Here is a 25,626-nt window from a genome sequence, read left to right on the forward strand (position 1 = left end):
GAAACCGTATGAGCCTGTCACTCCTGAGCCGCTACGCCTTCTTTGCCGTCTGCGTGATTTTCACCCTCGCCAGCCTGCCCTTTCTCGAACACGACTGGCTGTGGCCGATCACCGCCGTTACCGGCGTATTGAGCCTGATCGGCCTGTTCGACCTGATGCAGAGCCCGCACGCGGTGCGTCGCAATTATCCGATCCTGGGCAACATCCGTTATCTGGTGGAGGGCATCCGCCCGGAAATCCGCCAGTACCTGCTGGAATCCGACAGCGACGCCCTGCCCTTCTCCCGCGCTCAGCGTTCGCTGGTGTACTCGCGGGCCAAGAACGAAACCGCCGACAAGCCGTTCGGCACCCTGATCGACGTCTATCAATCCGGCTTCGAATTCATCGGCCACTCGATGCGCCCGGCGCCGCTAAGCGACCCGAACAGTTTTCGTGTCACCGTCGGTGGCCCGCAGTGCACCCAGCCGTATTCGGCGTCGGTGTTCAACATCTCGGCCATGAGTTTTGGCTCGCTCAGCGCCAACGCGATCCGCGCACTCAACCAGGGCGCCAAACTCGGCAACTTCGCCCACGACACCGGCGAAGGCAGCATCAGCCCCTATCACCGCGAACACGGCGGCGACCTGACCTGGGAACTGGGCAGCGGCTATTTCGGCTGCCGCACCAGCGACGGCCGTTTCGACCCGGAACGCTTCGCCGCCCAGGCGCAGACCCCGCAAGTGCGGATGATCGAAATCAAGATGAGCCAGGGCGCCAAACCCGGCCACGGCGGGATTCTGCCCAAGCACAAGGTCACCCAGGAAATCGCCGATACCCGCGGCATCCTGATGGGCGAAGACTGCATCTCGCCGTCGCGCCACAGCGCGTTCTCCACGCCGATCGAGATGATGCATTTCATCCAGCAACTGCGTGAACTGTCCGGCGGCAAACCGGTGGGCTTCAAGTTCTGCCTCGGCCATCCGTGGGAGTTCATGGGCATCGCCAAGGCCATGCTGGAAACCGGCATCCTGCCGGACTTCATCGTGGTCGACGGCAAGGAAGGCGGCACCGGCGCCGCGCCGGTGGAGTTCACCGACCACATCGGCGTGCCGATGCGCGAAGGTCTGCTGTTCGTGCACAACACCCTGGTCGGCCTGAATCTGCGGGACAAGATCAAGCTCGGCGCCAGCGGCAAGATCGTCAGCGCTTTCGACATCGCCAGCGTGCTGGCCATCGGCGCCGACTGGGCCAACTCGGCGCGCGGCTTCATGTTCGCCATCGGCTGCATCCAGTCGCAAAGCTGCCACACCAACAAATGCCCGACCGGCGTCGCCACCCAGGACACCCTGCGCCAGCGCGCGCTGGTGGTGCCGGACAAGGCCCAGCGGGTCTACAACTTCCACCGCAATACGCTCAAGGCCCTGGCGGAAATGCTCGCCGCCGCCGGCCTCGATCATCCGTCGCAACTGTCGGCCAAGCATCTGGTGCGGCGCATGTCGGCGACCGAGATCAAACTGTTCTCGCAGTTGCACGTGTTCCTGAAGCCAGGGGAATTGCTCACCGGGGAAGTGAACGGCGAGTTCTATTCGCGGATGTGGCAGATGGCGAGGGCGGACAGTTTCGAGCCGCAGGAAATCGCGGCGGCCTAGACTCTGAACGGTCACCATTGCAGCAAGCGACCGTGGGGCGGCTCCTTCATCACGATGAAGCCGTAGTCGCCAATTAGGTAGAGGCGGTAATAGAGGCTGTCCACCAAGGGTGGATAGCCCATCAGACCGACATGGGTCGCGTTGCGCCGTTCGCGCTCGGCGACCACGTTGGTGATGCCGGCCGAGGGCAGATTTTCGGCGAGCATGAAGTAATCGATGTTGAGTAGATATTGCAGCACCGGCAACTGCTTGAACGTACCCACCGCCCCCGCCAGCCAGCGGTCGGAGTACGTCACCGAGATATAAATCCGTTTGGCTTCGCGCAGTTCGCGATGAGATGAAATGTCGTGGCTCAGGCTGTAGAGCGCATTGCTGGCGAAGGTTTTTTCCATCGTCAGCACCCGGCCATAAGCGAAGGACAACGACAGCGTGGCCAGAAGCGGAATCGCCAACACCAAAGGCAACCGTTGATGCAGCGGCATCAACCCCAACCAGGCCAGATAGAACAGCAACATCAGCAGTACGCCGAACCCCATCAGGGTGCGCGCGCCTTCGTTGAAATCGCGAAACAGCAGCGTCATGCCCGGCACCAGTAGCACAATCAGCGGCAATGCCAGCAGGCAGATGAAGCTCAGGAGCAAGCCCTTGGCGCGGGACATTTTGCGCTCGCGAATCTGCCGCCCCAATTGCAGGGCGCCGAACACGGCGCACAGCACCAAAACAATAAAAACCATCGTGTAGCCGCCGTGAAACAGCAGCGCAATCTTCTCCATCACCCGACCGATATTGATGCCGATCTGCAGCAACGGATCAGCGCTAGCATTCAGCAATTGCGTGCGCCCGTGGTCAGTGAACGGATAGGCCGTGACGCTGTAAATCAACACCGCCAGCAGCAGTTGCGCCAGCCGCCAGCCTGACTGGCACCAGAGCGCTGACCACGGCATTCGCCCGTGAACATTCCTGAGCAATTCAAGGCAACACAGCCCGAGAAACACATTGAGGCTGATCTGATACAGCCCGATCGCCAGCGCCAGCAACACCGACGGCACCAGCCATCGCTGAATGCGTGAAGCGCTGCAAAACGTGATCGCGTAAATCGCCGCGACCAGACTCAGCGCCATGCCGGCCCCGTCGTATTGATAGGACAGGTTCTGCAGCAGGAACGGGTTGTACCAGAGCGGCAACACCACCAGACAACAGGCCAGCGTCGGTTCGGGAAAATAGTGGAAGGTCAGCCGGGTCAACGCGAACGACATGGCTATCGTGGCGAGCAACAGCGGCAATGGAAAAATGTTCGGCGCAGCGCCGGTGAAGGTCAGCGCCTGATACAGCCAGTCCATGAACAACCGCCCCTGCCCGGCCCAGGCGTTGCCGGCGGCCAGCGTGCGCCAGTTGTCATCGATGTAGGGGAAGTCGGCGAGGATCAGCGGCAGGATGTACAGCAGCGTGGCGAGCAGGAAGAACAGCACGACCTGACGGCGGCCGAGTTCTCGTACGAGAAAATCGCGGATCCTCATACCTGAGCCTCTGATCACGGCTGCGCTGGAAACAACGTAGCTAAACCTTCGAACATGACTCTGGATCAGAAGTCGTTTTTTGCGGCGCTTTCAGACCAGCGGCATCAACCTCGCACCCACGAAAAAGCCCCGGACTTTCGACCGGGGCTTCAGGTTTCAGCGACAACGAATTACGAAGCCGAACGCACCGCGCCCTGGGACGCATCGCTTGGTTGCAGCTTGAACACGTAGAACAACACGGTCAGCAGCACCAGGAACGCCGGGCCTACATAAAGGGCCACGCGAGTGTCCGGGAAGTACGCCATCAGGCCGACCACCAGCACCAGGAACGCCAGCGCCAGATACGAGCTGATCGGGAACAGCCACATCTTGTATTTCAGGCCGGCCCGTTCGCTGGCGCTCAGGCCTTTACGGAATTTGAGCTGGGCCAGCAGGATCATCACCCAGGTCCAGATCGCGCCGAAGGTGGCAATCGAGGTCACCCAAACGAAGACTTTTTCCGGCACCAGATAGTTGAGCAGCACGCCCAGCAGCAGCGCGAAGATCGACAGCAGCAATGCGCGACGCGGTACGCCGTTGCTCGACGTGCGAGCGAAACCGGCCGGCGCCTGGCCGTTCTGCGCCAGGCTGTAAAGCATGCGCCCGGTGCTGAAGATGCCACCGTTGCACGACGACAGCGCCGCAGTGATCACCACGAAGTTGATGATGCCGGCGGCGGTCTTGATGCCCAGACGTTCAAAGGTCATCACGAACGGGCTGCCCTGAGTGCCGATTTCATTCCACGGGTAGATCGACAGGATCACGAACAGCGCGCCGACGTAAAACAGCAGGATCCGCCAGAACACCGAGCCGATCGCATTCGGGATGGTCTTCTGCGGGTTCTTCGCTTCACCGGCGGTCAGGCCGATCATTTCCACGCCGAGGTAGGCGAACATCACCATTTGCAGGGACATGAGCACGCCCGTCACACCGTTGGGCATGAAGCCGCCGTGGGCCCACAGGTTGGAAATCCCCAGTGCCACACCGTCGTTGCCGAAACCGAAGGCGATGATGCCGATGCCGCCGAGCACCATGGCGATGATGGTGACGATCTTGATCAGGGCGAACCAGAACTCGAATTCACCGAACGCCTTCACCGCGATCAGGTTGATCGAGCCCATGCTGACCAGCGCCGCCAGCGCCCAGATCCAGCGCGGGACATCGGGGAACCAGATGCCCATGTACACCGCCACCGCCGTGATTTCGGCGACGCAGGTCACCAGCCACAGGAACCAGTAGTTCCAGCCGGTCAGAAAGCCCGCCAGCGGGCCGAGGTAATCCTGTGCGTAACGGCTGAAGGAGCCGGCGACCGGGTTGTGTACGGCCATCTCGCCGAGGGCGCGCATGATCACCAGGATCGCCAGTCCGCCGATGATGTACGAGAGCATGATCGCCGGGCCGGCCATTTCGATGGCCTTGGCCGAACCGAGAAACAGACCGACACCGATGCAGGCGCCGAGCGCCATCAGGCGAATATGCCGTTCACCGAGTTCGCGTTTGAGCGGGCCGCCTTGAGCGGTTTCGCCATGGGGCGGGTGATTGCCGACTGGCATGGGGGACTTCCTCGTCTTGTTATTGGATGTGACCACCGAGTGTTCAAGCGTCGGCCGATAAGCCTGCGCCTGGGTAAAACCGGCCCTGCTTCGTGGGCAGGACCGTCGCGCAGAAGCAACCTGCGGGATCAGCGGGGCATGCAGTATAAAAAGCTTGCGACAGGTTTTTTCACTCTATAAGGCATCTGATTCAGACGTAAACCTCGCCAAATACAAGGTTTACGAGACAAAACATCCTGCATTTCGAGGATTATTCACCGCGCAAATGGGCGCCGAGTATTGCACAGCAATGGTGCAACGTCATGCCGCGACCAAAGTCGCAGCGGCCTGAAGACCTCTCTGTTCCGGCCTTTTCAGGCTTTCGATCACTTGCAGGAAGGCAGCAGCCAGATTTGCAGATTTGTTCAGGGTCCCGCCTTCACAATTTTTTCACCCGCGCCAACCACCGACTAAGCTTCAGTCAAGTCCGATCAATCTGCGTGAATGGATCAATCGACTATGGGCGCTTTGTGGCAAACCGATTCGAGTGAAAAAGTGGTTCCGACTGAACGTGTGGATGAAGCGCCTGTACCTGAAAAACCCCGTCGTAACCGGCATGGGTGGAAGGCTTTCTGGCTCCTGTTGGTGATCATTGCGATTGTCGTGGGCCTGGCTGCGATGAAGGAAATGCGCACCTCGCGTTTTCAGTCCCGGGAGGTCAGCCAGTACGCCGCCAAGCTCAAGTACGAGTTGCAACCGGGACCCAGCGAAGCGATCCGCTATCCGGGCAACGGGCCATTCGATCTGCGTCTGGGTTACAGCTCGCTGGACGAGTTCCTGCCGCGGCTGATCAAGCGCAACTACGTGATCACCGAGCAGACGCGCTTCTCCCCGGCGCTGCTCAACTACACCGACAAGGGCCTGTTCGTGCCCTACTCGGAAAAGATCCAGGCCGGGCTGTCGATCACCGATTGCCGCGCCGCGCCGCTGTATCAGTACAACTATCCGCAGCAGCTGTACGCGAGTTTCGATTCGATCCCGCCGGTGGTGGTCAACAGCCTGCTGTTCATCGAAAACCGTTTTCTGCTCGACCCAAAGCAACCCATGGCCAACCCTGCGGTGGACTGGCCCCGCTTCGGCATGGCCGCGTGGTCGCAGGTCGCCAAGTTGCTGCACTTGCCGGGGCAGTCAGCCGGCGGCAGTACCCTGGCCACCCAGCTTGAGAAATACCGCCACTCGCCCGACGGGCTGACGGTGTCCGGCGCGGAGAAGATCCGCCAGATGATTTCCGCCAGCGTGCGCGCCTATCAGGGTGGCCCGGACACCTTGCCGGCGCGGCAGAACATCATTCGTGACTACCTCAACAGCGTGCCGCTGTCGGCCGTGCCGGGTCATGGCGAAGTGCACGGCATGGCCGAGGGTTTGCGGGTCTGGTATGGCGCCGACTTCAACGAGGCCAACCGCAAACTCGCGAGTACCGCCACCGATCCGAAGACCATGGCGGACAAGGGCTTGGCCCTGCGCGAAATGCTCTCGTTGATGATCGCCCAGCGTCGTCCTTCGCATTACCTGACCAAGGGTCGCGAAGAGCTGGTCGAACTGACCAACAGCCACTTGCGCCTGCTCAAGCAGAACGGCGTGATCGATGCCGCCCTGGCCGATGCCGCGCTGGCCAGCACCATCAGCTATCGCGACTGGCAGACCCAGCCGACCATCCAGCCGATCGAAACCAACAAGGGCATCAGCGTCGCCCGCAGCCGGTTGGCGTCGATGCTCAACCGTCCGCTGTACGACCTCGACCGCCTCGACCTGTCTGCTACCAGCACCTTGCAAGGCGAGTTGCAAACCCAGGCCACCGCCTACCTGAAAAAACTGGCCGACCCGGCCTACGCGACCGAAGTCGGCCTGATGGGCGAACGCCTTCTGACGCCCACCAGCACCACTCAGGTGCGCTACAGCTTCACCTTGTTCGAGCTGACCCCGGACGGTTCGCGCGTGCGGGTGCAGACCGACAGCACCGACCAGCCGTTCGACATCAACGAAGGCAGCAAACTGGAACTGGGCTCCACGGCGAAGATGCGGGTGCTGACCACCTACCTGCAAATCATCGCGGAGCTGCATGACAAGTACGGCGCCATGACTGTGCCGGAACTGAAGAAAGTCGACGTGCCGGATCAGGATCGCCTGAGCCAGTGGGTGATCGATTACCTGATCCAGAACAAGGATCACGACCTGTCGAAAATGCTCTCCGCCGCCCTCGACCGCAAATACTCGGCCAGCCCTGGCGAGGCGTTCTTCACCGGCGGCGGCCTGCACACGTTTCATAACTTCCGCAAGGAAGACAACGGCCGCCTGCCAACACTGCGCGATGCCCTGCGCGAGTCGATCAACCTGCCGTTCATTCGCCTGATGCGCGATCTGGTGCGCTACACCACCTACTCAGGTCCCAACAACAGCGCCGAATTGCTCAAGGACGACCGCGACCCGCGACGTCAGGAATACCTCGCCTCGTTCGCCGACCGCGAAGGCACTTCGTTCCTGCTCAAGTTCTGGAAGAAGTACCGGAACAAGGACACCCAGGCCCGGCTCGACACCTTCCTCGACAGCATGCGCCCGACCCCGATCCGTATGGCCGCCGTGCACCGTTACCTGCTGCCCAACGCCAGCCAGGAAGACTTCAACACCTTTGTGCGCTCACACCTCAAGGGCGTCAAAATCACCGAAAAACTCACCGACGAACGCCTGGAGCGGCTCTACCTGGCCTACGGCCCCGGCACCTACGACCTGCCGGATCAGGGTTTCATCGCCAAGGTTCACCCGCTGGACCTGTGGATGATCGGCTACCTGCTCAACCACCCCGACGCGACCTTCAAGGACATCGTCAAGGCCAGCCAGTTCGAGCGTCAGGAAGTCTACAGCTGGCTGTTCAAGAGCAAGCACAAGGGCGCCCGCGACAGCCGCATTCGCACGATGCTGGAGATCGAGGCATTCCTGGAGATCCATCAGCGCTGGCAGAAAGTCGGCTATCCGTTCGATCACCTGGTGCCCTCGCTGGCCACCGCCATCGGCAGTTCCGGCGACCGCCCCGCCGCGCTGGCCGAGTTGATCGGCACCATCCTCAACGACGGTGTGCGCATGCCGACCCTGCGTATCGACAGCCTGCACTTCGCCGCCGGCACGCCTTACGAAACCAAACTGGTCAATGACCCTCACGTCGGCAAACGGGTGATGCCGTCCGAAGTCGCCACGGCGATGCGCGAAGCACTGTCGCAAGTGGTGGACTCGGGGACGGCGAAACGTGTTTCCGGCAGTTTCAAACTGAACGATGGAACACCGCTGACCATGGGCGGCAAGACCGGTACCGGCGACAACCGGATCGAGGCGATCGGCTCCGGCGGACGGATTCTCAGCTCGAAGTCGATCAACCGCACGGCGACTTTCGTGTTCTACATCGGCGACCACCATTTCGGCACGCTCACCGCGTTCGTGCCGGGGCGCTCGGCGGAGAACTTCAAGTTCACTTCCGCCCTGCCGGTACAGGTGCTCAAAGGCATGGCGCCGATTCTGATGCCGTACCTGCAACCGGGCAGTGATTCGCAGTGTCTGGCGCCGCAAGTGGCGACGGTGGCATCCGCAGCGGACTGAATTGATCCGAGGTAGTAGTTATGTGTTTTATGCATTCCAATATTCAATAAATCAGGTATTAACCCGACACTTCGGCAGCAGGCTTTTAAACTAATTAATCCGCTCATTGAACGTTAGGCTGAGAATTCTTTACTTATTCAAGGCCTGCACCATGACTGCAACATCCATATATAAAGGGCAACATTACGACTTAATTAAATCGCGCATCGATCCGGTGTTCAGCGCTATGCAGTTACATCGGGCCCAGGCGCTGAGCAACACGCCTCTGCAGCTTGAATCATGGATGATCGAGACTTCGGCCAACGAGCTGGAACGAATGTCCGCCGATAACCGAAAGGCGTGGGGCGCACAGAACCGTATCGATCGCCTGCTCGGACGACTTCAGGATGTGTACGCATTCGCCGAACCCTTGCTCAAGGCAAAGCTGCTCGAACAGTTCCAGATCGATATCGACGTCAAGAACACCTACCTGAGACTGTATGCCTCGGCTCAAACGCCCTGGTATGTCCACAACTTCAGCAAAGGCTCCAAGGCCAGAACCGTTTCGATGCTTGATGCGGCATTGCATAACTTCGCACGCGACGAGCGCTATCAACACTATTCGACCTTCATTATCAAAACCGATGTCGCACGCGACTTGTTCGACCCCTCGCCGATCAACCAGAAAATAAGCGTGAGCCAGTTTCAAGCGTTGTGCCGGGAGCTGGACATTGGCGCGCTCTACAAGCGCCATCTCGAGAGCATTCTGCTGGACAAGGAACCGGTGGCCGAAACGTACCTGCGCACCCGGGTCGAGCAAAGCCTGCAAGCGACGCTCAAGGCTGCCGCGCAAATGGCCCGGCTCAAAAAAGACATTGGTCACAGTGCCCATGGGCTGATCCGCGAAGTGCTGCTTGGCCGTCAGAATCTGCTGCTGGACGGCCAGGCGATGCGGGTCTGCGACCTGGGCATGATGGACCTGACGTTCACCGGCATCCTGATCATTCGGCCGGATCCGGAACAGCCGCAACACTCGCAAAAAATGATTGCCTATGTCCCCCATGACCCGGAGCACCCGCTCAAGGAATACGCCTCGACCCTGGACTTCATGCAAGAGCTGACCCGCCAGCTGCGGACCAACCAGACATCACCTTCCTCCGGACTCAGCTACCGGCAATTCTTCAGTCAGTTTGTCGATCATGAACAGCGCGGGCATTTTTTCGCCGGGCTCGAACAACGCCTGAGCTACGTGAAATGGTATCCGCGGGAACGGGGAGATTCGCGTCCCTCCTGGCGGGAAACACCGGTGGAGAAACCGCAACTGCAATTCAGCGCACCGCCGATCAGCTCGCCGCTGTGGACGTACCTTTTTCAGCAACGACTCAACAAGATCCTCAATGACGCCCGCCAGATTGCGGTGCCGACCGCCGACGCCGACGACAATGCGCGCTGGGCGTGGTGGGAAAACGTTCTGAAGATTGCCGGCGACATTTTCAACGCCGCGTTGTTCGTCGTGATGCCGTTCGTGCCGTATGTCGGTGTTGTGATGCTGGTCTACACGGCTTTTCAGCTGACCAATGAAGTCGTCGAAGGCGCAGTGGAGCTTGGTTATAAACACTGGACCGAGGCTGCGCAGCATGTCGTCGGTGTCGTCAACGATGTGGTGCAACTGGCGGCATTTGTCGTCGGTGGCCTGGCCGCGCAAAAAATCCTCAAACTGTCGCCACGGGTCGAAAGCATGAAACCGGTGACGGGACACGACGGAAAAATCCGCTTGTGGCACACCGACCTCACGCCCTACGCACAAACAGACATTGCCCCACCGCCCGCATCGAAACCGTCCGCATCCGGGCTGTATCGCCACGCGGACAAAGTGCTGCTGCCCCTCGACGGTCGGTACTACGCGGTGAAATATGACCGCAGCAACGGTCGCCATCGTGTCCAGCATCCGACCCGCCCACAAGCTTACTCGCCACAATTGCGCCACAACGGACAGGGTGCGTGGGTGCACGAGGGGGAAACACCGCAGGACTGGCAGGGCTCGATCCTGATGCGCCGGTTGGGCCCCGGCGTTGACGGCTACAACGATAGCGAACTGGAACACCTGCGCAGCATCAGCGGCACCGCGCCAGAATCACTGCGCCGGATGTACGTGGAAAACACGCCACCCCCGGCGCTCCTGTCCGATACCCTGACGCGTTTCCGGATCTGGGACGAAACCCGCAACGTCGGCCAGTTGATTCGTTCCGGACAACCGCTGGCCCCGACTGCCTACTGGTTCAGCCGGATGGTGCCGGACATGCCCGGCTGGCCTGCCGACAAGGCGCTGAAAGTATTTGAAACCGCTGATTCGAGCGACAACTTTCACCTGTACGGCAATCCACAAGCGACAGCCGAACAGACGATGAGCATCGGCATGCCTGACCTGCTGGCAGGCGAGCTGCCGGAGCGGCTGGTGGACTTTCTCGACGATGCAGACATGCAGTCCCTGCTCGGCCATCAATACCCCAAAAGCCAGCGGGCACAGGTGTTGCGCAACCAGCTGGGGGATATCGTGGAAACCCGTACGCCCGACATTTTCGATTACCAGTATCGGGCCGCAGATCATAGTGGCGATGCCCAGGTGCAACTGCTGCAACAGCAATTTCCACCATTGCCTTCACGGGTCGCCGAGGCGCTGCTGAAGAAAGCGACGCCGGCCGAACAGACCATCATCCGCGAAGAACAGCGCATCCCCCTGCGCCTGAAAGATCAGGCCCGGGAAAGCGCCTTTGAAATCAGTGCGGCGCGTGCCATTGAAGGTTTGTATGAACCGGCATTGCGACTGCCCGATACCGAGCGCTTGATTCTCAACGTCCTGAGACAACGCACCGATACCTTCGCCGATCTGCGCATTGAAGTACGCGAGCACTTCTATGACGGCGCGCTTCGCTGCAGTGTGGGCGACGAGCAGGCCAGTATCGTGCGCGTGCTGGTCCGGGATCAGCGTGGCCGCTATGAAGTGCGCGATGAGCGCAACGACAGTCTGCATCCTGCCGCAGACTTGTATGAAGCCATCCTGCTGGCCATGCCCGCCGATAAGCGTACCGCGCTGGGTTACCGCGCCGGCCAGGGACAATTGTTCAGACAATGGGTGCTGGTCATGACCGAGCGCCCCGCCGAGCGCAGGACGCTGCTTGCGCGTCCACCGATTCGCGCGCAGGTTCCGTTGCAAACCGAACTGCTGCTGCGCGGGCCGGGGCAATCGAAAAAAGCGTTGAGCGTGGAAGAGAAAGTCCAGAACCTCTACCCGCATTTCGACCAGGCCGAGGCGTTGGCTTTCAGTCGATCCCTGCAAGCGAACGGTGCCCCTCACTCACAGATCAAGATGCTTGAGCAGGAGATTCAACAGCTCAAGCAGACCCTGGAAACCTGGCGTCAGCGCTACCTGGCTGATTGGGATCCTGAAAACCCGGACAGCAACGTGCCACGTGCCTATTGGGACTACCAGCAAAAGGGCGGGCAGTTTCTCGCCGAACGCTTGCTGGCCTGTTTCGAACGCAAGTCCGAGGTGTTCGGCGAGCGCAGTCTCAGCGTGCAGGAAGGCTATCGACTGGACCTGTCCAGCGAGTGGTTGCCCAAGGACATCGAGCGTTGGTGGCGGCAGTTGCCGGAAGAGCTGAAGCCCTGGATCGATCAGGTCACAACCCTGAACCTGGACGGATCGGTATTTTCTCAATCGCCGAACGGCCTGTTGAAAGACCTTCCCCACCTGCGCCATTTCAGCGCCCGCAACTGCGGGCTGACAGTTCTGCCGGAGCCTGTCGGCAAGATGCATTTGCTGGAAACCCTGCGCCTGAACGACAACCAGATCCGCCTGACGCCGACCACTGTCGAGCAACTGCGCAACATGACGCGCATGGAAACTCTCAGGCTCGATCACAACCCGTTGAGCCTTGCGCCGAATGTCGAACGCATGCCACGGCTCAAGGTGTTGAGCCTGATCGGCACCGGCCTCGAGAGCTGGCCACCGGGATTGTTCGAAAAATCCCGGCCACGCGGCTTCTTTCTTGATCTGGGCGCGAATGCGCTCAAGCGCATCCCGGATGTGCCGCCGGGCTCCGACAACGCGCGGCTGATCGCCCGTACCCGGGTCTACGCCAACAGGCTCTCGGACCCGGTTCGGGTCAAGTACGAACATTACCGGACTTCGGTGGGGATCCATCCACGCCTGACGTATAACAGGGCGGCGGAAGATCTGCTCGAGCGCTGGCCCGCATTCGTCGACACCTCGCTGCGCAACGAAACGGCCGGGCTCGGCACCTATCGCCCCGAGGCCTGGCACGACCTTGCCGGGGAGCCAAACGCCGACGGTTTCTTCTCGGTGATCGAAGACTTGACCCATTCGGCCGATTACATCGCTGGCGGCAAAGCCAATGATCAACTGACCGACCGGGTCTGGCGGATGATCGGTGCGATGGACATCGACACGCCGCTGCGCGAGGAGCTGTTTTTGATGTCGACCGATCCTGAAGGTTGCGAGGATGCCGGCGCGCAACTGTTCAACAACATGGGGGTCAAGGTGCTGGCTTCCGAAGCCTACTCGTACTCGACCAACCAGGCCGAGCTTGAGCGCAAGCTGGTGACACTGGCCAAAGGATCGGCGCGTCTCGGTCAGGTCACTGAAATCGCCCGGGCCGATATCAGGAACCGCACGGGCAATCCCGATGAAGTCGAAGTGCATCTGGCCTACGAAACAGGCATGGCGGCCAGACTGGAGCTGCCCTGGCAATCCGAAGGCATGAGGTATCGCCTGGTCGCCGGTGTCGATGATCAGACCATTGCCAAGGCTATCGAGTCTTTGCTCAAGGCAGAAGAAGGCGATGGCCTGGTCAATCAGATGATCGAGCTACCGTTCTGGGAAAGCTATTTGCGCAAGAACTGGCCAGGAGAAATGGAAACCAACAAACAGCTGCACATGGAAAAGCTCGACGTGCTGGAAGCGCTGAAATCCGCGCAACGGGACTGGGCTCAATCAACCGACTCGTTACCTGCCGAGCGCGCATTGCGCAGGCGCACCCTCAGCGACCTGGCAAAGCGCTTGCCGATTGCCGAACAGGAGGTTTTCACCGGAATGGAAATGAGCACCGAAACCTATGACCGCCTGCTTCGTGACATCGGTTATCAGGAGAAGGAACTGCGCCGCCAGCTCACCCGGGAGGCCATGAGCAGGGCCGGAATCTGAATATCGCCCGCATGACGATCACGCCCTGAAGCCTCGCTGCAAAAGTCTTCAGGGCCCAAGCGCTAAACCTCCGAATCCCAGATCACCGTGACGTTGCCGACATAGCGTTTGCCTTTTCCCGGCTGGAGCATCTGTTCGACATACACGCCCGGAATCTCGAAGTGCAGCGTCGCGGGTGCTCGCTGCATGAAACTGGAAGGTTGAAACGCCACGCCATCAGGATTGTTGCTCAAGGGGCGGCGCTTCACCGGTTGGCCTGCGATATCGGAAATGCTGTCGGGCAGGCTCACACTCAGAAAAACCTGCGCGTCGGTGGCGCCGCTGAGCGTATCGCGCAATGCGCAGGCCCCGACGGCGGCGTGCTCGCATTCGAAGTGCATCTTGAAACGCGAGGACGCGGAAATATTGAAAGTCTGATCGCGAAACAGCCGGGTCGGTTTGCTGCCCTGCTGCAACCAGGCCTGCCAGCCGCCTTGCGGCACCAGCGCAACCTTGTTGCCGCCGGGCGGGATGTCGACCTTGAGCACATGCTGCACGTCGAGAAGAACCCTGAACGTCAGGCTGGAGGTGTCAGGCAACAGGTTGTTGCCCGTGTCGATGTCCTGACCGGAACCCACGCCATAGGTCAGTTCACCCGCATAGATTCCCGCCGACATGCCCAGCGGGTTGGGTGTACGCAGCTCATAGGCCACGTCCAGATAGTCGTAGGACATCCACGGAATGACGAATGCAGACTGTTTGCTGCACAGATTTTCGGCGGGGGTAAACCAGAAAAAACGAAAGAAGTTCGGACCATAAGAGGACATTGCACCGGGTTCGCACGGCCTGGGCGGTACGTGCCATCCCGACCTTGCCCAAAGCGCGTTATGCGCTTCGTATTCTCCGGAAACGCCAGTCAGATTACTTGCCGTATCACTGAGCACATAACGTGTACCGAAGCCACCGATACGCATTTCCACGGTTTGCGTCTCACCGGTAACGATATTGCGCACCGTCAGGCTGCGCCATTGCGCCGGCATCTTGAATGTCGCACCGTCGCGCTCAGCGCTTTCTGGCCGTATTGCCTGTACCGACGAGAAACGCATTGGCAACGAAACCCCCATAAGGTCGTAGCGTCGACAATCATTCGGGTACTGGCCGCAGTAACCGCTCTGCGGCGTCTGGTTGATGAACCCATTGTTCTGCGGGTTGGCGGGATCGGGGACGTAGGTCGCGCGAAGTTCCTGAGTGATGGCAGCCGCCGACGTTGAAAGCAGGCCACCGCAGAAGCAAAACACGCTGTTCTTCAAGCACTTGCGCACAGCTGAAACCATTGGCTATTTCCTTGCCTGTCAGGTCGTTTGTCCTTGTTCGGCATGCGCTGTTCATCCTGCCGGCGCCGCCACGTTGAACACGATATTGACCGTGCCGTTGTACTCGCCCGGTTTGTAGCCACCGGCCTGCTCGCGAGGCACGATCTCCAGTTGCACACGACGGCCCGCCGTCGCCTCCTCTGCGGACACCACTTGCCGGGGCGTCGGATCCTGGGCCAGTTCCTTGCCGTTGAAGCTGACGCGCAACACGATGTTGTCACGCGAATCGCCGCCGGCGGTCAGGTAAGGGAAATTCTCGAGACGCGCTTCAATGGCACTGCCGTCGGTTTTCACATCAAAGCTCTTGCGCAGACCGAGCAACGTCGAGGTGTGGATATCCCACGGCAGGGTCTGCTCACGATGGATCCAGTCGGCTTCGCTGGGGAGCACGTAAAAGCCCAGTGTCGGAATGTCCACCGAGACTTCGAAGGTGTGCTTTTCCTGGGCGGCAAACACCGCCGGATGGATCGATGTCGGGACGCTCAGACAGAGTACGATGGCGACTCGCTTGATCATGGCTGGGATCTCTGCGTGGGTGATGGTGACAATCAACTTCCCGGTGCCTTTGCGTTGAACAACAGCATGACCGTGCCGTCGTAATCCCCTGGCTTGAAACCGCCGAGCGGCTTGATCGGATCGATTTCCAGCAGCACACGCTTCCCGACGGCCGCTTCGGCCTGCGACAGGACTTCGCGCGGACGAACGTCTGCGCTCAGCACCACGCCGTTGAATTTCACATGCAGCAGGATCTCTTCGCCCAGCCTGCCATTGGAGAGGCGTCCGGTGCTCTCCAGCCGCGCTTCGATTGCACTGCTGTCATGGCGCACGTCAAACGATTTACGCAAGCCGCGCAGGGTCGAGGTGTTGTAATCCCAGAGCAGGCGCTGCGGGCGGTGAATCCAGTCCGACTCTGCGGGGATGACGTAGAACGCCCGACTGGGAATGGTCAGGAACACTTCGAAGTTGAGCTCTTCGCGAACCGCCCAAGCGGGGATACTCATCAGGGCGGTGAAAGCCATCAGTGCCGCAGCGGCGCATTGCTTGTTCATGATCGATACCTGGCGCGTCGTGGATAGAGGCCTTAGCGGCGCGCGACCCTGAGGTCTTTCCTGTTGTCGCCTTCCACCAGTTTGAAGCGGTATTCGCGGCCGGCTTCTTTTTCAAAGGCGAAGCTTTTGCCAGCCATCACGTGGTGTTTGGTGGTCGCGCCGCAATCGGCTTCATTGCTCACCGAACAGCTTTTGAATTCGTCGACCACCATCACCGTGTTGCCGTTGTTGCGGATCTCGTAGCGTTCGGGCGTGTCGCTGATCACCGTGTCGAAACGCGCATCTTTGGGGCGCACGAAAAACACGATGCCAAATCCGGTCATCACGTTGACCCCGGCCGACAACGACTTTTTGTAGTCTTCGCGCTCCTCTTGGGAGACCACGAATTCGTCTTCCTTTTCCGGCACGACCGGCACGAAACGCACGCGGAAGTAGCGTTCGCGATCCCGCTCGCCCATGTACAGCAAGCGCGTGCCCTGCATGCCCTGCGCCGGCACGATCAGGCGCGCGGGGCTGGCCATGATGCCGTTGCGCGAAGCGCCGTCGGCCGCATTGACCACGGGAATCTCCTGCGGTTTGCCGTCGGCGTCATAGACGATTTCCAGCACATTGATCTTGACGAAAGCGGTGCTGTCACCGCTGTTGAAAACACGCTTCAGGTACGTACTTTTGTCGCCGTCGAGATAGTCGTACACGGTGCCGACATTGATCTGCGGCCCGGCATGGGCAGTCAGGCAACACAGGCCGGACAGCATCAGCAAAAACATTCGAGTCATGGAATTCAACCTCGTGAAAATGAAAATTGGCCAGCCCCGGAGGTTCATACTTCCGAGTCGAAAATGATGGTGACGTTGCCCCACAGCGTTCCGTTCATGCCGGGTTTGAGCAGCGATTCGATCCACCGCCGAGGGATCTGGAAACGCAAGGTGCCGGGTTTTCGATCAACGTAACGAGTAGGCTCGAACGGCCCCAGCCAGGTGTTGTGCGACAACGTGCCGGACCAGCCATCGCTGTTGCCGGGGCCTGTGATACCTCGGGGCAGGGTCAGCTTGACCTCGAACTTGGAAAAGCCCACTTCGTTGTTGCCGATGCCGCACTCAGTGCCGCCCAGCGAGTTGCAGATCATCATCACCTTGAAGGGTGACGAGGCCGACAGGTAAAACTGCTGGTCGCGATAGATCTCGGTCGGCATGCGCCCCGTGTCGATCCAGCGTTGCCATCCGCCAACCGGTTCCATCGTCACCTTGTCGCCGCCGGGTGGCAGATCGACTTTCAGGGCGTGATGAACGTCGAGCACGAAGTCCAGGGTCAGGCTGGAATCATCCGCACGAAAAAAGGGCCCCATGTTGAAGTCCGCGCCACCCGCTCCGACGCTATAGGTCAATGCGCCGGTGTACGTACCGGTCGGCATGGTCAACGGATCGGGAGTGCGCAACTCGTAGGCGATATCGAGATACTCGAAATCCATATGCCCGACATCCATCGCGGCAGTCTTGATACAGCTGCCTTGCACGGGCGTCTTCCAGAAAAACTGATAAGTCGTCGGTGAAGGAAGACCCCATCCGCTATAGAGGCAGGGGGGCGCGGCGTAGACCCAGGAACTGCCCTCCCAGAGTTTGCGATGCGCCTCCCCCACATCAGACTCGCCTGTCAACTCGGTGACGGGCTTGCTCAAGCGAAAGCGCGAGCCGATTCCGCTGATTCGGACCTCCACCGCACGCGTCTGCTGGGTCTGCTGATTGGTTACGTTCAGGACTTGCCAGGCGGCGGGCACTTTCACCCAGACACCATTGGCCGAAAACAGCGGGGTAAACGTACTGAAGCGAATCGGCACCCGGATGCTGAACATGCCGTTGCTGGCGCACTCACTCGGGAAATCCGCGCAATAACCACTGTTTGGCGTCTTGTTGACGAACACATTCTTGTTCGGCTGCGAGGAGTCGGGTTGGAACAATGCCCTGATTTCCTGATTCGCCGCCTCGACCGAAGGCAGGCTCAGTGCCGCGATCAAGGCCATGAATACGGTTAGCTTTTTCACGCTCAACCCGCCTTCTGATCGGTAGAGGTCGCATCGGCCAGGGTGTCCGGTGTGCAACGCAGATCCCCGATCATCAACACATTGTTTTCGCTGCGGTGCTGATCCGCCTCGAGGCGGAACTGGCACAGCAGGCGGTTATCCTGGCGCACCTCGAGGGTCGGCGATCCGGCGTTCATTTCCATCGAGAAGAAGCCGTCGACCTCGGTCACCCCGCGACTGGCGTGGTTGATCACGTGATGCCCCTTGAGCGGCTGGCCCTGTTCGTTGACCAGCCGTCCGAGCACGGTCAGGGTTTTCATCACACGGATCTTGCGGTAGTCGACCCCGCCCTTGTTCAGGTGATAACGGGTGCGCGCCGGTTCGATGGTCGCCGCCGGCACGTTGTTGCCTTCGAAGTCGAAGCTCACCGAGCTGTTCTGATACGCCGTGATAGGAATGAAATTGCGCCCCGGTTTCAACGCTGCGCTGCCGCCGCTGAAGTCGTCGGCGCGCAAGGCAATGCCCTCGATGTCCGACTCGACGTCGACAATCATCCCGGCCCCGCGCATTTCGTATTCGCTGGTCATGAGCATCTGCTGGCCGCCGACCACCAGTGTGCTGTCGAGGTTGAGACCGCCGGTGAAATTGCCGTTGTAGGACGAGCGCTGGATGAAGCCGTCGCCATTGATCGTGTCGGTGCGAAAGTTGGCCAGGCCGGAAGCGCCGATGCCATAGGTGTCGGTCAACGCCGTCACTGAGACGTTCTGCAGGAGGTGCCCTTTGAGGTCCTTGCGCCAGCCGATCGAAGCGTTGTTGTCGCGCCCGCCGTCGCGGTCGGTGCGCGAACCGATGCTGCCGGTGATCTGCTCGCCGGGCGCGCCCAGAGCCATGTTCAGGCTCAAGTCGACCCCGCGATTACGCGCATCGCCACTGCTGTAGCTGCCCGGTCGATCGAACAGCGACAAGCGCCAATTGGCGTCATTGCCGAACAGTTCGCTGCGCCGGGTCCAGCCCAGATCCACGCCGACGCCTTCGACATTGCCTTCGCTGTGGGAGACCCGTGCGTTCAACGAATTACGGCTGTTGAGCCGGTGATTGAGCGCCAGCGATGAGTTGCTGGTTTCACCGATGAACACATTTCGCTGACGCACCCGGGTGCCGTCCGGCAGGGTTTCGTACTGGTCGGTGGTGTCGAGCCAGCTGCGGTTGTGGCTGATCACCAGACTGCCGGAACCGTAGTTGTACAGGCTCTGCAGATCGAGGCCGGTGCCGTGATCCTCGGTCTTGTAGACGTTGGCATACAGGCTGATGTGATTGGCCAGGGTCCAGTCGATGGATGTGCCGTATTGCAGCTTTTCGCGAATCTGCCGCGCCGACAGGCCGAGGATCACTCGCGGGTGCAGCAGGTAGTTGAGCGAGGCGCCCGCCGTAGGACTGCCGCTGGACTGTTGATCCCAGTTGCTCAGCAGTTTCTGTTCTTCGCCGGCAAACAGGTTGTAGCGCCAGCGCTCGTCGAGGTTGCGCCAGTTGCTGGGCTTGTACACAAGCTCCTGGGTACTGGACGTGATCTGGCCGTCTTCGATCAGCCGCACTTCCACCTCGTAAATCCCACCGGGCAGCGGTCGTGTGTCGAGGGTCTGCAAACCGGCGGGTATCGATTGAGTGTTGATCAGCAGACCGTCGCGCCAGATCTCCACCGAACCTTGGCGATTGGCGGTGACGTAAATCGGGTAGACGCTGGGCGCAGCGTTGTTGATCGCCAGGCTGTCGGAGCTGCCGTACATCACGCCGACCGCCGTGTCAGGGCTGGTGCCGAACGTGCGCGGCTGGCGGGTCAGCCCCTCGGAATTGGGGGTGAAATAGCCCAGGCGAAAGAAATTGCCTTGCAGTTCGCGCTGGGTGTAGAGCTCGTGGACCGCGTGATAGAGCTTGTCGTCCGGGCCGCCGAGGCGAGCCATTTGCATGTTGAAGGTCTGGCTCCAGTTGCCCAGGCTGCCGCTGGCTTCGAGGCCAAAACGTCCGCCCAGATCCTGACCCTGGCCACCATTGAGGTTGAGCTGGTTGCGCACCATCAGGCCGCTGCTGCCGTCTTCGGGTTGGTCATAGAAACGCTTGGTTTCCAGGTCACGCTCAGCGTTCTCGGTGAGAACCGAGAGCAACGAATTTTCCAGGTTGTAATGCACCGCCAGCACCTGATCGGGGCAGGAGCCGGTGCACGCGCCCAGCGGCACGCCAGGTTTGAGATAGGCCGCCCACTTCTCGCGTTCGGCGGGTGTGTAGCGGTTTTCACTGGTGTCGGTGAATTCCAGCAACGTGACGCGATCATCGCGGGACAACACCACCATCGCTTCCCCCAGCGGTTGCTGGTCGAGTTCGACCCGCACCGCCAGCGGCACATCGAAAAAGTGCTCTTCGAAATCTGCCGGCAAACCTTTGGCCTGCGCCAACAGACTGCGCGGAGTCGTGCCGGCGGGTTCGGAGGCGGCCGCTGCGCTGGCACAAAACAACAGCGCAAGCGCAGCCGCGACGGGTGTCATCGGGAACATGAACTCGTACTCTGATTTACAAAAGTTGAAGTCCGGCGGAATAGACACTGCTGTTTATCCCGCCGGGGAACGCGACTCTGGCAAGCTGCGTTGAGTGCAGATCAACCGATTACTTGCCACCACCGATCGGCGGCACGGCATCGAAAGTCATGGCGACAACACCGGTGTAATCACCCGGCTGGAAAGTGCTGCCTTTGGCACTGATCTTCAGCGGCGCGCGATAGTTGACGTCGGACTCGGACTCACCCACGACCATTTGCGGGGTCAGGGTCAGTTCCTTGTTGTTGAACAGCACTTGCAGATCGATCGCCTCGGCACCGGAAATCAGTTTCGGCACGCTTTCCAGGCTGGCATGCACAGAACCGTTGTTATTGCGCACATCGAAGAAGCCATTGACTTCACGCATCTTGCCGGTGCTTGGCTGGAAGCTCATGTCCTGGTCCTTGTTGACCAGGTCGGAGTCGGTCGGCACCACGTAGAAACCGTTGGTCGGTACGTGGGCGATCAGGCTGATGGAGTGACGGGCTTCACCGGCAGCGAAGGTCACGGACGAGCTCAGGGCCAGGGCAGCGAGAGAAGCGGTGATTGCGATTTTCTTGAACATCGGTCAGTACCTGTTTTCTTTTTAAGGAATCGGAACATTGAAGTTCATGTCACACCGGTCGATAAGTACCGAAACATGGAAGTTCAACGCCGGGGCATGATCGACGCTTGTCTCAAGAATGTAAGCAGGCAACTTCCCACGAGCTTGTAGTTCAACAACCTCGCGACACGAAAGAAAAAACATCAAAAAATCAAAATATATAAAAGTAGCTGTAAGACATTACCTACCTACAGTTATTCATGAAAAAAGTTACAGCAGCTTCGACAATACCGGTCAGCACTTTCTAATCTTTTTAGAATATAAGCTCAAGCATTAATAGAGTGATAGCTTTAACTTTCCGGTTATTCCTGTCTCGATCAACAAGCCATGGCGGTCCTCCGTCGGAGCGCCTTTCTCGCCGTCGACCACTCGTCAGCTCTGCGGCAAAAAGCGCTTGCCCAGTCGTAAAGATATATCTTAAGTTGTATCTAAACACGACGAGAGAAGACTGAAATGAGAGACCATCATTCCCCCCACCGCGACCACGGCGACAGCCGTGACGGCTTCGAAAAGCGCCACGGCCGCGAGCGCGGCGGTCGCGGCCCGCGGGTCTTTGCCCCCGGCGATCTGAAATTGCTGCTGCTGGCGCTGATCGCCGAACAGCCATGCCACGGCTACGACCTGATCCGCCAGATCGAAACCATGTTCGATGGCGCCTACAGCCCCAGTCCCGGCGTGATCTACCCGACCCTGACATTCCTCGAAGAGAGCGAAATGATCACCGGCGACGCCGAGGGCGGCAAAAAGCGCTACGCGGTGACCGATGCAGGTCGCCAATCCCTCAGCGAACAAGCGGTGGCGCTGGACGGCGTGCGCATGCGCATCGACGTCAGCAAGCGCTCACTGCGCGGCCACGACCGGCCGCCGGAAATCCATGAGGCGGTGCACAACCTGCGTCATGCCCTGCAGATGCACCACGGGCGCTGGAGCCCGGAAGAAATCCTGCGGGTGCGCGACCTGCTCAATGACACTGCCAAAGCCATCGTCGACGGCCCCGCCGTTCAATCTGCCCCGGAGAAAGCCGAATGACTGAAGTACAGACCCAAGGCATCCATCGTGTGATGCACGAAATCAAACGTCGCCGCCTGGAAGTGTTGCGCGTCGTCGACCTGACCCCGCGCATGCGCCGCATCACCCTCGGCGGGCCGGAACTGGCCGGGTTCATCAGCCTCGGTACCGACGATCACGTCAAACTGCTGTTCCCGCAGAGCGCCGAACAGGCCGCCGCGCTGGAAACCCTGGTGCTCGGCGGCGGCAAGAGCGATGTACCAATGCCCGAAATGCGCGACTACACCCCGCGCCGTTACGACCTCGACAAGCTAGAGCTGGACATCGACTTCGTCCTGCACGGCGACGGCCCTGCCTCGACCTGGGCCGAACAGGCCAAGCCCGGACAATTCCTGCACATCGGCGGCCCGCGTGGCTCGATGATCGTGCCGGACATCTTCGACAGCTACCTGCTGATCGGCGAGAAACCGCCCTGCCCGCCATCGCCCGACGCCTCGAAGGCCTGGCGGCCAATCGCAAGGCGCTGGTGGTGATCGAAGTGGAAAACGGCAAGGAACAGCAGACACTGGAGAGTGCCGCACAGGTCAATGTGATCTGGGTATTGCGCGAAGGCGGCAAGGACAATCTGCTGGCCACCGTCAAACAATTGCAGGTGCCCAAGGGCAATCTGTACGCGTGGGTGGCGACGGAAACGAAAGTCTCGCGGCAGATCCGCCGAGTGCTGCTCGATGAGCACGGGCTGGATGAACAGTTCGTCAAAGCCGTCGGGTACTGGCGTGCCGAGGGCTCCGAAGAAGAGTGAAGCGAGCGGCGGCGCTGCTAAAGGCGCCGCCCCTGCCAACGATCAATCCCGATCACCAGCGACGAAATCAGCACAAACCCCAGCAAAATCCCCCCGGCATTGATGAACACCTGTGGATAACCCAGCAGTGCCACGTCAATGAACGGATAGGCGTAAGCCCCCAGCAAATGCCCGCGCAGCAGCGCATAGGCGAAGTACACCAGCGGATAGATCAGCCACAGCGGCAGGTGCTTCAGACGCAAAGTGCCCTTCGGCACACTCAGCCACCAATAAGCCAGGAACAGCAGCGGCATCACGTCGTGGAGCAATTCGTCGGCTATAAACTGCCAGCCCTGCGGATGCCACAAATGCCGCAGAAGAATGCTGTATGCCAGGCCCACCACCGCAATGCTCACGGCAATCCCGCTACTGACCCAGGGTTGCAGAAACCAGCGCCGTGCAGCGGATTCGCGATCGGTCACCGCGCAGGTCAGCACCACCGCCACCAAAGTGTTGGTGATCACGGTGAAGTAGCTGAAGAAACTCACCAGCCCGCCCAGCAGACTGGCGCCGACGCTCAGGCGCGCGAAGAAAATCAGGTACAGCTGAATTCCCAGCCCGGCCCAGCCCAGCACCGCAGCCGAAGTGATCAGGCGTCGCCGCAGTACGGCGTTCATCTCAGAGTGGTCGCTTGGTGCGCATCAGTTTCACGTACAGACGTTCGACCTTCTCCCGCGCCCATGGCGTCTTGCGCAAAAAGGTCAGGCTCGACTTGATGGTCGGATCGCTCTTGAAGCAACGAATGTCGATGCGCTCGGCCAGGCCCGACCATTCGTAGTGGGTCACCAGTGCATTGAGGATCTGTTCGAGGGTCACGCCGTGCAGCGGATCGGGGTTGTGGTCGTTCATGCCGGGCCTTTGGGCGAAGTGAAAATGCAGAAGCCGCGCACCTTAGCCGAGGGCATGGGCGGGTGGAAGGCCTTGGGTTAAATGTAGGCCAACCGGAGAAGATCGCAGCCTGCGCCAACGCCCGCAATGCGCTGTATTGCCGCACTGTTACCGAATCCGAAAGGGTTCATGTCTGCAAAAGCACTTTGTGTTTTTGTAACAGGACATTATCCTGCCGCCCTTCTGCTGAATCGCTTCACTGCCTGCGTCAAATCGTAGCGGCCAGCTTATCCCCCAAAAAGATCAAGAAAGACCCTATTCATGCCCGATTTTCCGTTCTCCCGAGACAGCGCTATCTCAACCCTGCGCCTGATCGGCGGCTGCACCGCCCTTGGCCTCGCCACCTGCACCCAGGCCGCTCCGGCCTTCGACAGTGAATCACCGTGGATGCTCGGTGACTGGAACGGCACCCGCAGCGAACTCGCGGCAAAAGGTATCGACTTCAAGCTCGACTACACCGGCGAAATGGGCAGCAACCTGCACGGCGGCTACGACCACGACCGCACCGCGCGCTACAGCGACCAATGGGGCCTCGGCACTCATCTGGACCTGCAAAAACTGCTGGGCTGGAACGACGCTGAATTCCAGCTGACCGTAACCAAGCGCAGCGGCAACAACATCAGCAACGACCGCATCAACGACCCGCGCGTCGGTGGCTTCACGTCCGCTCAGGAAGTCTGGGGCCGTGGCCAGACCACCCGCCTGACGCAGCTGTGGTATCAGCAGAAATTCTTCGACCAGAAGCTCGACATCAAGGTGGGCCGCTTCGGCGAAGGCGAAGACTTCAACACCTTCCCGTGCGACTTCCAGAACCTGGCGTTTTGCGGCTCGCAGGTCGGCAACTGGGTCGGTGGCATCTGGTACAACTGGCCGGTCAGCCAATGGGCAATGCGCGTCAAATATCACCTGACGCCAGAGTTGTACGCGCAAATCGGCGCCTATGAGCAGAACCCGTCGAACCTCGATCGCGGCAACGGCTTCAAGCTCAGCGGCAGCGGCACCCAGGGCGCGATCCTGCCGATCGAACTGGTGTGGAAGCCGAAGCTCAACGGCCTGCCGGGCGAATACCGCGCCGGTTACTACTACAGCAACGCCAAGGCCACCGACGCCTATAAAGACAGCAACGGCCAGCCGGCTGCCCTGAGCGGCGAAGCCTATCGCAGCGCTTCGAGCAAACACGGCGTGTGGCTCGGCGTGCAGCAGCAGGTCACCAGCGTCGCCAGCGACAACTCCCGTGGTCTGAGCGTGTTCGCCAACGGCACGATGCACGACAAGAAGACCAACGCCATCGACAACTACGTCCAGGCCGGCGTGGTCTACAAAGGCCTGTTCGACGCCCGCGCCAAGGACGACATCGGCTTTGCCCTGGCCCGCGTCCACGTCAACCCGGCCTACCGCAAAAATGCCGAAGCGACCAACCAGGCCCGCGCCGTCTACGACTATGACGATCCGTCGTTCCTGCCGCCGCAGGACACCGAATACAGCGCCGAGCTTTATTACGGCGTGCACGTCACCAACTGGCTGACCGTGCGCCCGAACCTGCAATACATCCGCCATCCCGGCGGTGTGGACAAGGTCGACAACGCGCTGATCGGCGGGATCAAGATCCAGTCGTCGTTCTAACCCAATGCAGGCCGCTCAGGCCTGCAGATGAAATTCGATAGCAAGACAAGTTTTTATCTGAACCATGCCCGCGCCCGATCGTCATCTACAGTGAC

At 60.2% G+C, this 25,626-nt stretch carries 16 protein-coding genes and 1 pseudogene; 6 read left to right on the forward strand and 11 right to left on the reverse strand.

What is annotated here, in order from left to right:
• The first annotated feature begins 8 nt into the window (after positions 1 to 8).
• Positions 9 to 1,628: an FMN-binding glutamate synthase family protein gene (locus CAF90_RS13150; protein ID WP_085606786.1), complete on the forward strand. Its 1,620-nt coding sequence runs from the start codon at positions 9 to 11 to the stop codon at positions 1,626 to 1,628.
• A gap of 11 nt (positions 1,629 to 1,639) precedes the next feature.
• Here the strand turns inward: CAF90_RS13150 and CAF90_RS13155 are convergent, their stop codons facing one another.
• Together CAF90_RS13155 and CAF90_RS13160 are read right to left on the reverse strand one after the other, a co-directional pair.
• Complete coding sequence (locus CAF90_RS13155) at positions 1,640 to 3,145, reverse strand: glucosyltransferase domain-containing protein (protein WP_085606788.1); 1,506 nt, start codon at positions 3,143 to 3,145, stop codon at positions 1,640 to 1,642.
• Positions 3,146 to 3,315: 170 nt separating this feature from the next.
• Entirely contained in the window at positions 3,316 to 4,737 is a 1,422-nt protein-coding gene (locus CAF90_RS13160) for an amino acid permease (RefSeq protein ID WP_085606790.1), read from the reverse strand.
• 498 nt (positions 4,738 to 5,235) lie between these two features.
• Between CAF90_RS13160 and CAF90_RS13165 the strand changes: the two genes are divergently transcribed.
• On the forward strand, positions 5,236 to 8,361 hold the full coding sequence (locus CAF90_RS13165) for a transglycosylase domain-containing protein (protein ID WP_085606792.1): 3,126 nt from the start codon (positions 5,236 to 5,238) through the stop codon (positions 8,359 to 8,361).
• A gap of 226 nt (positions 8,362 to 8,587) precedes the next feature.
• A complete protein-coding gene (locus CAF90_RS13170; protein WP_371915858.1) occupies positions 8,588 to 13,564 on the forward strand; it encodes an NEL-type E3 ubiquitin ligase domain-containing protein in 4,977 nt (1,658 codons plus the stop codon).
• Between the two features lie 62 nt (positions 13,565 to 13,626).
• Here the strand turns inward: CAF90_RS13170 and CAF90_RS13175 are convergent, their stop codons facing one another.
• The 7 genes from CAF90_RS13175 to CAF90_RS13205 form a co-directional block, all read right to left on the reverse strand.
• Entirely contained in the window at positions 13,627 to 14,877 is a 1,251-nt protein-coding gene (locus CAF90_RS13175; protein WP_085606796.1) for a hypothetical protein, read from the reverse strand.
• Between the two features lie 51 nt (positions 14,878 to 14,928).
• Positions 14,929 to 15,432 (reverse strand): CS1 type fimbrial major subunit, encoded by a 504-nt coding sequence (locus CAF90_RS13180; RefSeq protein WP_085606798.1) that lies wholly within the window; start codon positions 15,430 to 15,432, stop codon positions 14,929 to 14,931.
• A 32-nt stretch (positions 15,433 to 15,464) separates the two neighbouring features.
• Positions 15,465 to 15,965, reverse strand: coding sequence for a CS1 type fimbrial major subunit (locus CAF90_RS13185; RefSeq protein ID WP_085606800.1), 501 nt, complete (start codon positions 15,963 to 15,965; stop codon positions 15,465 to 15,467).
• Between the two features lie 32 nt (positions 15,966 to 15,997).
• On the reverse strand, positions 15,998 to 16,741 hold the full coding sequence (locus tag CAF90_RS13190) for a pilus assembly protein (protein ID WP_085606802.1): 744 nt from the start codon (positions 16,739 to 16,741) through the stop codon (positions 15,998 to 16,000).
• A 44-nt stretch (positions 16,742 to 16,785) separates the two neighbouring features.
• Positions 16,786 to 18,003 carry a hypothetical protein gene (locus tag CAF90_RS13195; RefSeq protein WP_309475625.1) on the reverse strand — a complete coding sequence of 406 codons (1,218 nt, stop codon included), beginning with the start codon at positions 18,001 to 18,003 and terminating at the stop codon, positions 16,786 to 16,788.
• A 2-nt stretch (positions 18,004 to 18,005) separates the two neighbouring features.
• Positions 18,006 to 20,528 (reverse strand): CS1-pili formation C-terminal domain-containing protein, encoded by a 2,523-nt coding sequence (locus CAF90_RS13200; RefSeq protein WP_085606806.1) that lies wholly within the window; start codon positions 20,526 to 20,528, stop codon positions 18,006 to 18,008.
• A gap of 109 nt (positions 20,529 to 20,637) precedes the next feature.
• Positions 20,638 to 21,132: a CS1 type fimbrial major subunit gene (locus CAF90_RS13205; protein WP_085606808.1), complete on the reverse strand. Its 495-nt coding sequence runs from the start codon at positions 21,130 to 21,132 to the stop codon at positions 20,638 to 20,640.
• 492 nt (positions 21,133 to 21,624) lie between these two features.
• Between CAF90_RS13205 and CAF90_RS13210 the strand changes: the two genes are divergently transcribed.
• The gene (locus tag CAF90_RS13210) at positions 21,625 to 22,200 is read left to right on the forward strand and encodes a PadR family transcriptional regulator (RefSeq protein WP_011335784.1); all 576 of its coding nucleotides are present in this window, start codon (positions 21,625 to 21,627) and stop codon (positions 22,198 to 22,200) included.
• Positions 22,197 to 22,981 (forward strand): annotated as a pseudogene (locus CAF90_RS13215) (siderophore-interacting protein). The gene CAF90_RS13210 and the pseudogene CAF90_RS13215 overlap by 4 nt, the downstream one beginning before the upstream one ends.
• A 17-nt stretch (positions 22,982 to 22,998) precedes the next feature.
• Here the strand turns inward: CAF90_RS13215 and CAF90_RS13220 are convergent.
• Together CAF90_RS13220 and CAF90_RS13225 are read right to left on the reverse strand one after the other, a co-directional pair.
• On the reverse strand, positions 22,999 to 23,637 hold the full coding sequence (locus tag CAF90_RS13220) for a Pr6Pr family membrane protein (RefSeq protein WP_085606810.1): 639 nt from the start codon (positions 23,635 to 23,637) through the stop codon (positions 22,999 to 23,001).
• 1 nt (position 23,638) lies between these two features.
• Positions 23,639 to 23,869 carry a VF530 family DNA-binding protein gene (locus CAF90_RS13225; protein ID WP_007956650.1) on the reverse strand — a complete coding sequence of 77 codons (231 nt, stop codon included), beginning with the start codon at positions 23,867 to 23,869 and terminating at the stop codon, positions 23,639 to 23,641.
• A gap of 300 nt (positions 23,870 to 24,169) precedes the next feature.
• Between CAF90_RS13225 and CAF90_RS13230 the strand changes: the two genes are divergently transcribed.
• On the forward strand, positions 24,170 to 25,531 hold the full coding sequence (locus CAF90_RS13230) for a carbohydrate porin (protein ID WP_085606812.1): 1,362 nt from the start codon (positions 24,170 to 24,172) through the stop codon (positions 25,529 to 25,531).
• The last annotated feature ends 95 nt before the right edge of the window (positions 25,532 to 25,626 follow it).

It is taken from the genome of Pseudomonas sp. B37(2017), from assembly GCF_002112885.1.
Classification (GTDB): Bacteria; Pseudomonadota; Gammaproteobacteria; order Pseudomonadales; family Pseudomonadaceae; genus Aquipseudomonas; species Aquipseudomonas paraglycinae.

Bases quoted from the DNA above. Each gene is read 5' to 3' on its own strand.
- CAF90_RS13150 (WP_085606786.1), top strand. From the start codon at position 9: ATGAGCCTGTCACTCCTGAGCCGCTACGCCTTCTTTGCCGTCTGCGTG.
- CAF90_RS13155 (WP_085606788.1), bottom strand. From the start codon at position 3,145: ATGAGGATCCGCGATTTTCTCGTACGAGAACTCGGCCGCCGTCAGGTC.
- CAF90_RS13160 (WP_085606790.1), bottom strand. From the start codon at position 4,737: ATGCCAGTCGGCAATCACCCGCCCCATGGCGAAACCGCTCAAGGCGGC.
- CAF90_RS13165 (WP_085606792.1), top strand. From the start codon at position 5,236: ATGGGCGCTTTGTGGCAAACCGATTCGAGTGAAAAAGTGGTTCCGACT.
- CAF90_RS13170 (WP_371915858.1), top strand. From the start codon at position 8,588: ATGCAGTTACATCGGGCCCAGGCGCTGAGCAACACGCCTCTGCAGCTT.
- CAF90_RS13175 (WP_085606796.1), bottom strand. From the start codon at position 14,877: ATGGTTTCAGCTGTGCGCAAGTGCTTGAAGAACAGCGTGTTTTGCTTC.
- CAF90_RS13180 (WP_085606798.1), bottom strand. From the start codon at position 15,432: ATGATCAAGCGAGTCGCCATCGTACTCTGTCTGAGCGTCCCGACATCG.
- CAF90_RS13185 (WP_085606800.1), bottom strand. From the start codon at position 15,965: ATGAACAAGCAATGCGCCGCTGCGGCACTGATGGCTTTCACCGCCCTG.
- CAF90_RS13190 (WP_085606802.1), bottom strand. From the start codon at position 16,741: ATGACTCGAATGTTTTTGCTGATGCTGTCCGGCCTGTGTTGCCTGACT.
- CAF90_RS13200 (WP_085606806.1), bottom strand. From the start codon at position 20,528: ATGTTCCCGATGACACCCGTCGCGGCTGCGCTTGCGCTGTTGTTTTGT.
- CAF90_RS13205 (WP_085606808.1), bottom strand. From the start codon at position 21,132: ATGTTCAAGAAAATCGCAATCACCGCTTCTCTCGCTGCCCTGGCCCTG.
- CAF90_RS13210 (WP_011335784.1), top strand. From the start codon at position 21,625: ATGAGAGACCATCATTCCCCCCACCGCGACCACGGCGACAGCCGTGAC.
- CAF90_RS13220 (WP_085606810.1), bottom strand. From the start codon at position 23,637: ATGAACGCCGTACTGCGGCGACGCCTGATCACTTCGGCTGCGGTGCTG.
- CAF90_RS13225 (WP_007956650.1), bottom strand. From the start codon at position 23,869: ATGAACGACCACAACCCCGATCCGCTGCACGGCGTGACCCTCGAACAG.
- CAF90_RS13230 (WP_085606812.1), top strand. From the start codon at position 24,170: ATGCCCGATTTTCCGTTCTCCCGAGACAGCGCTATCTCAACCCTGCGC.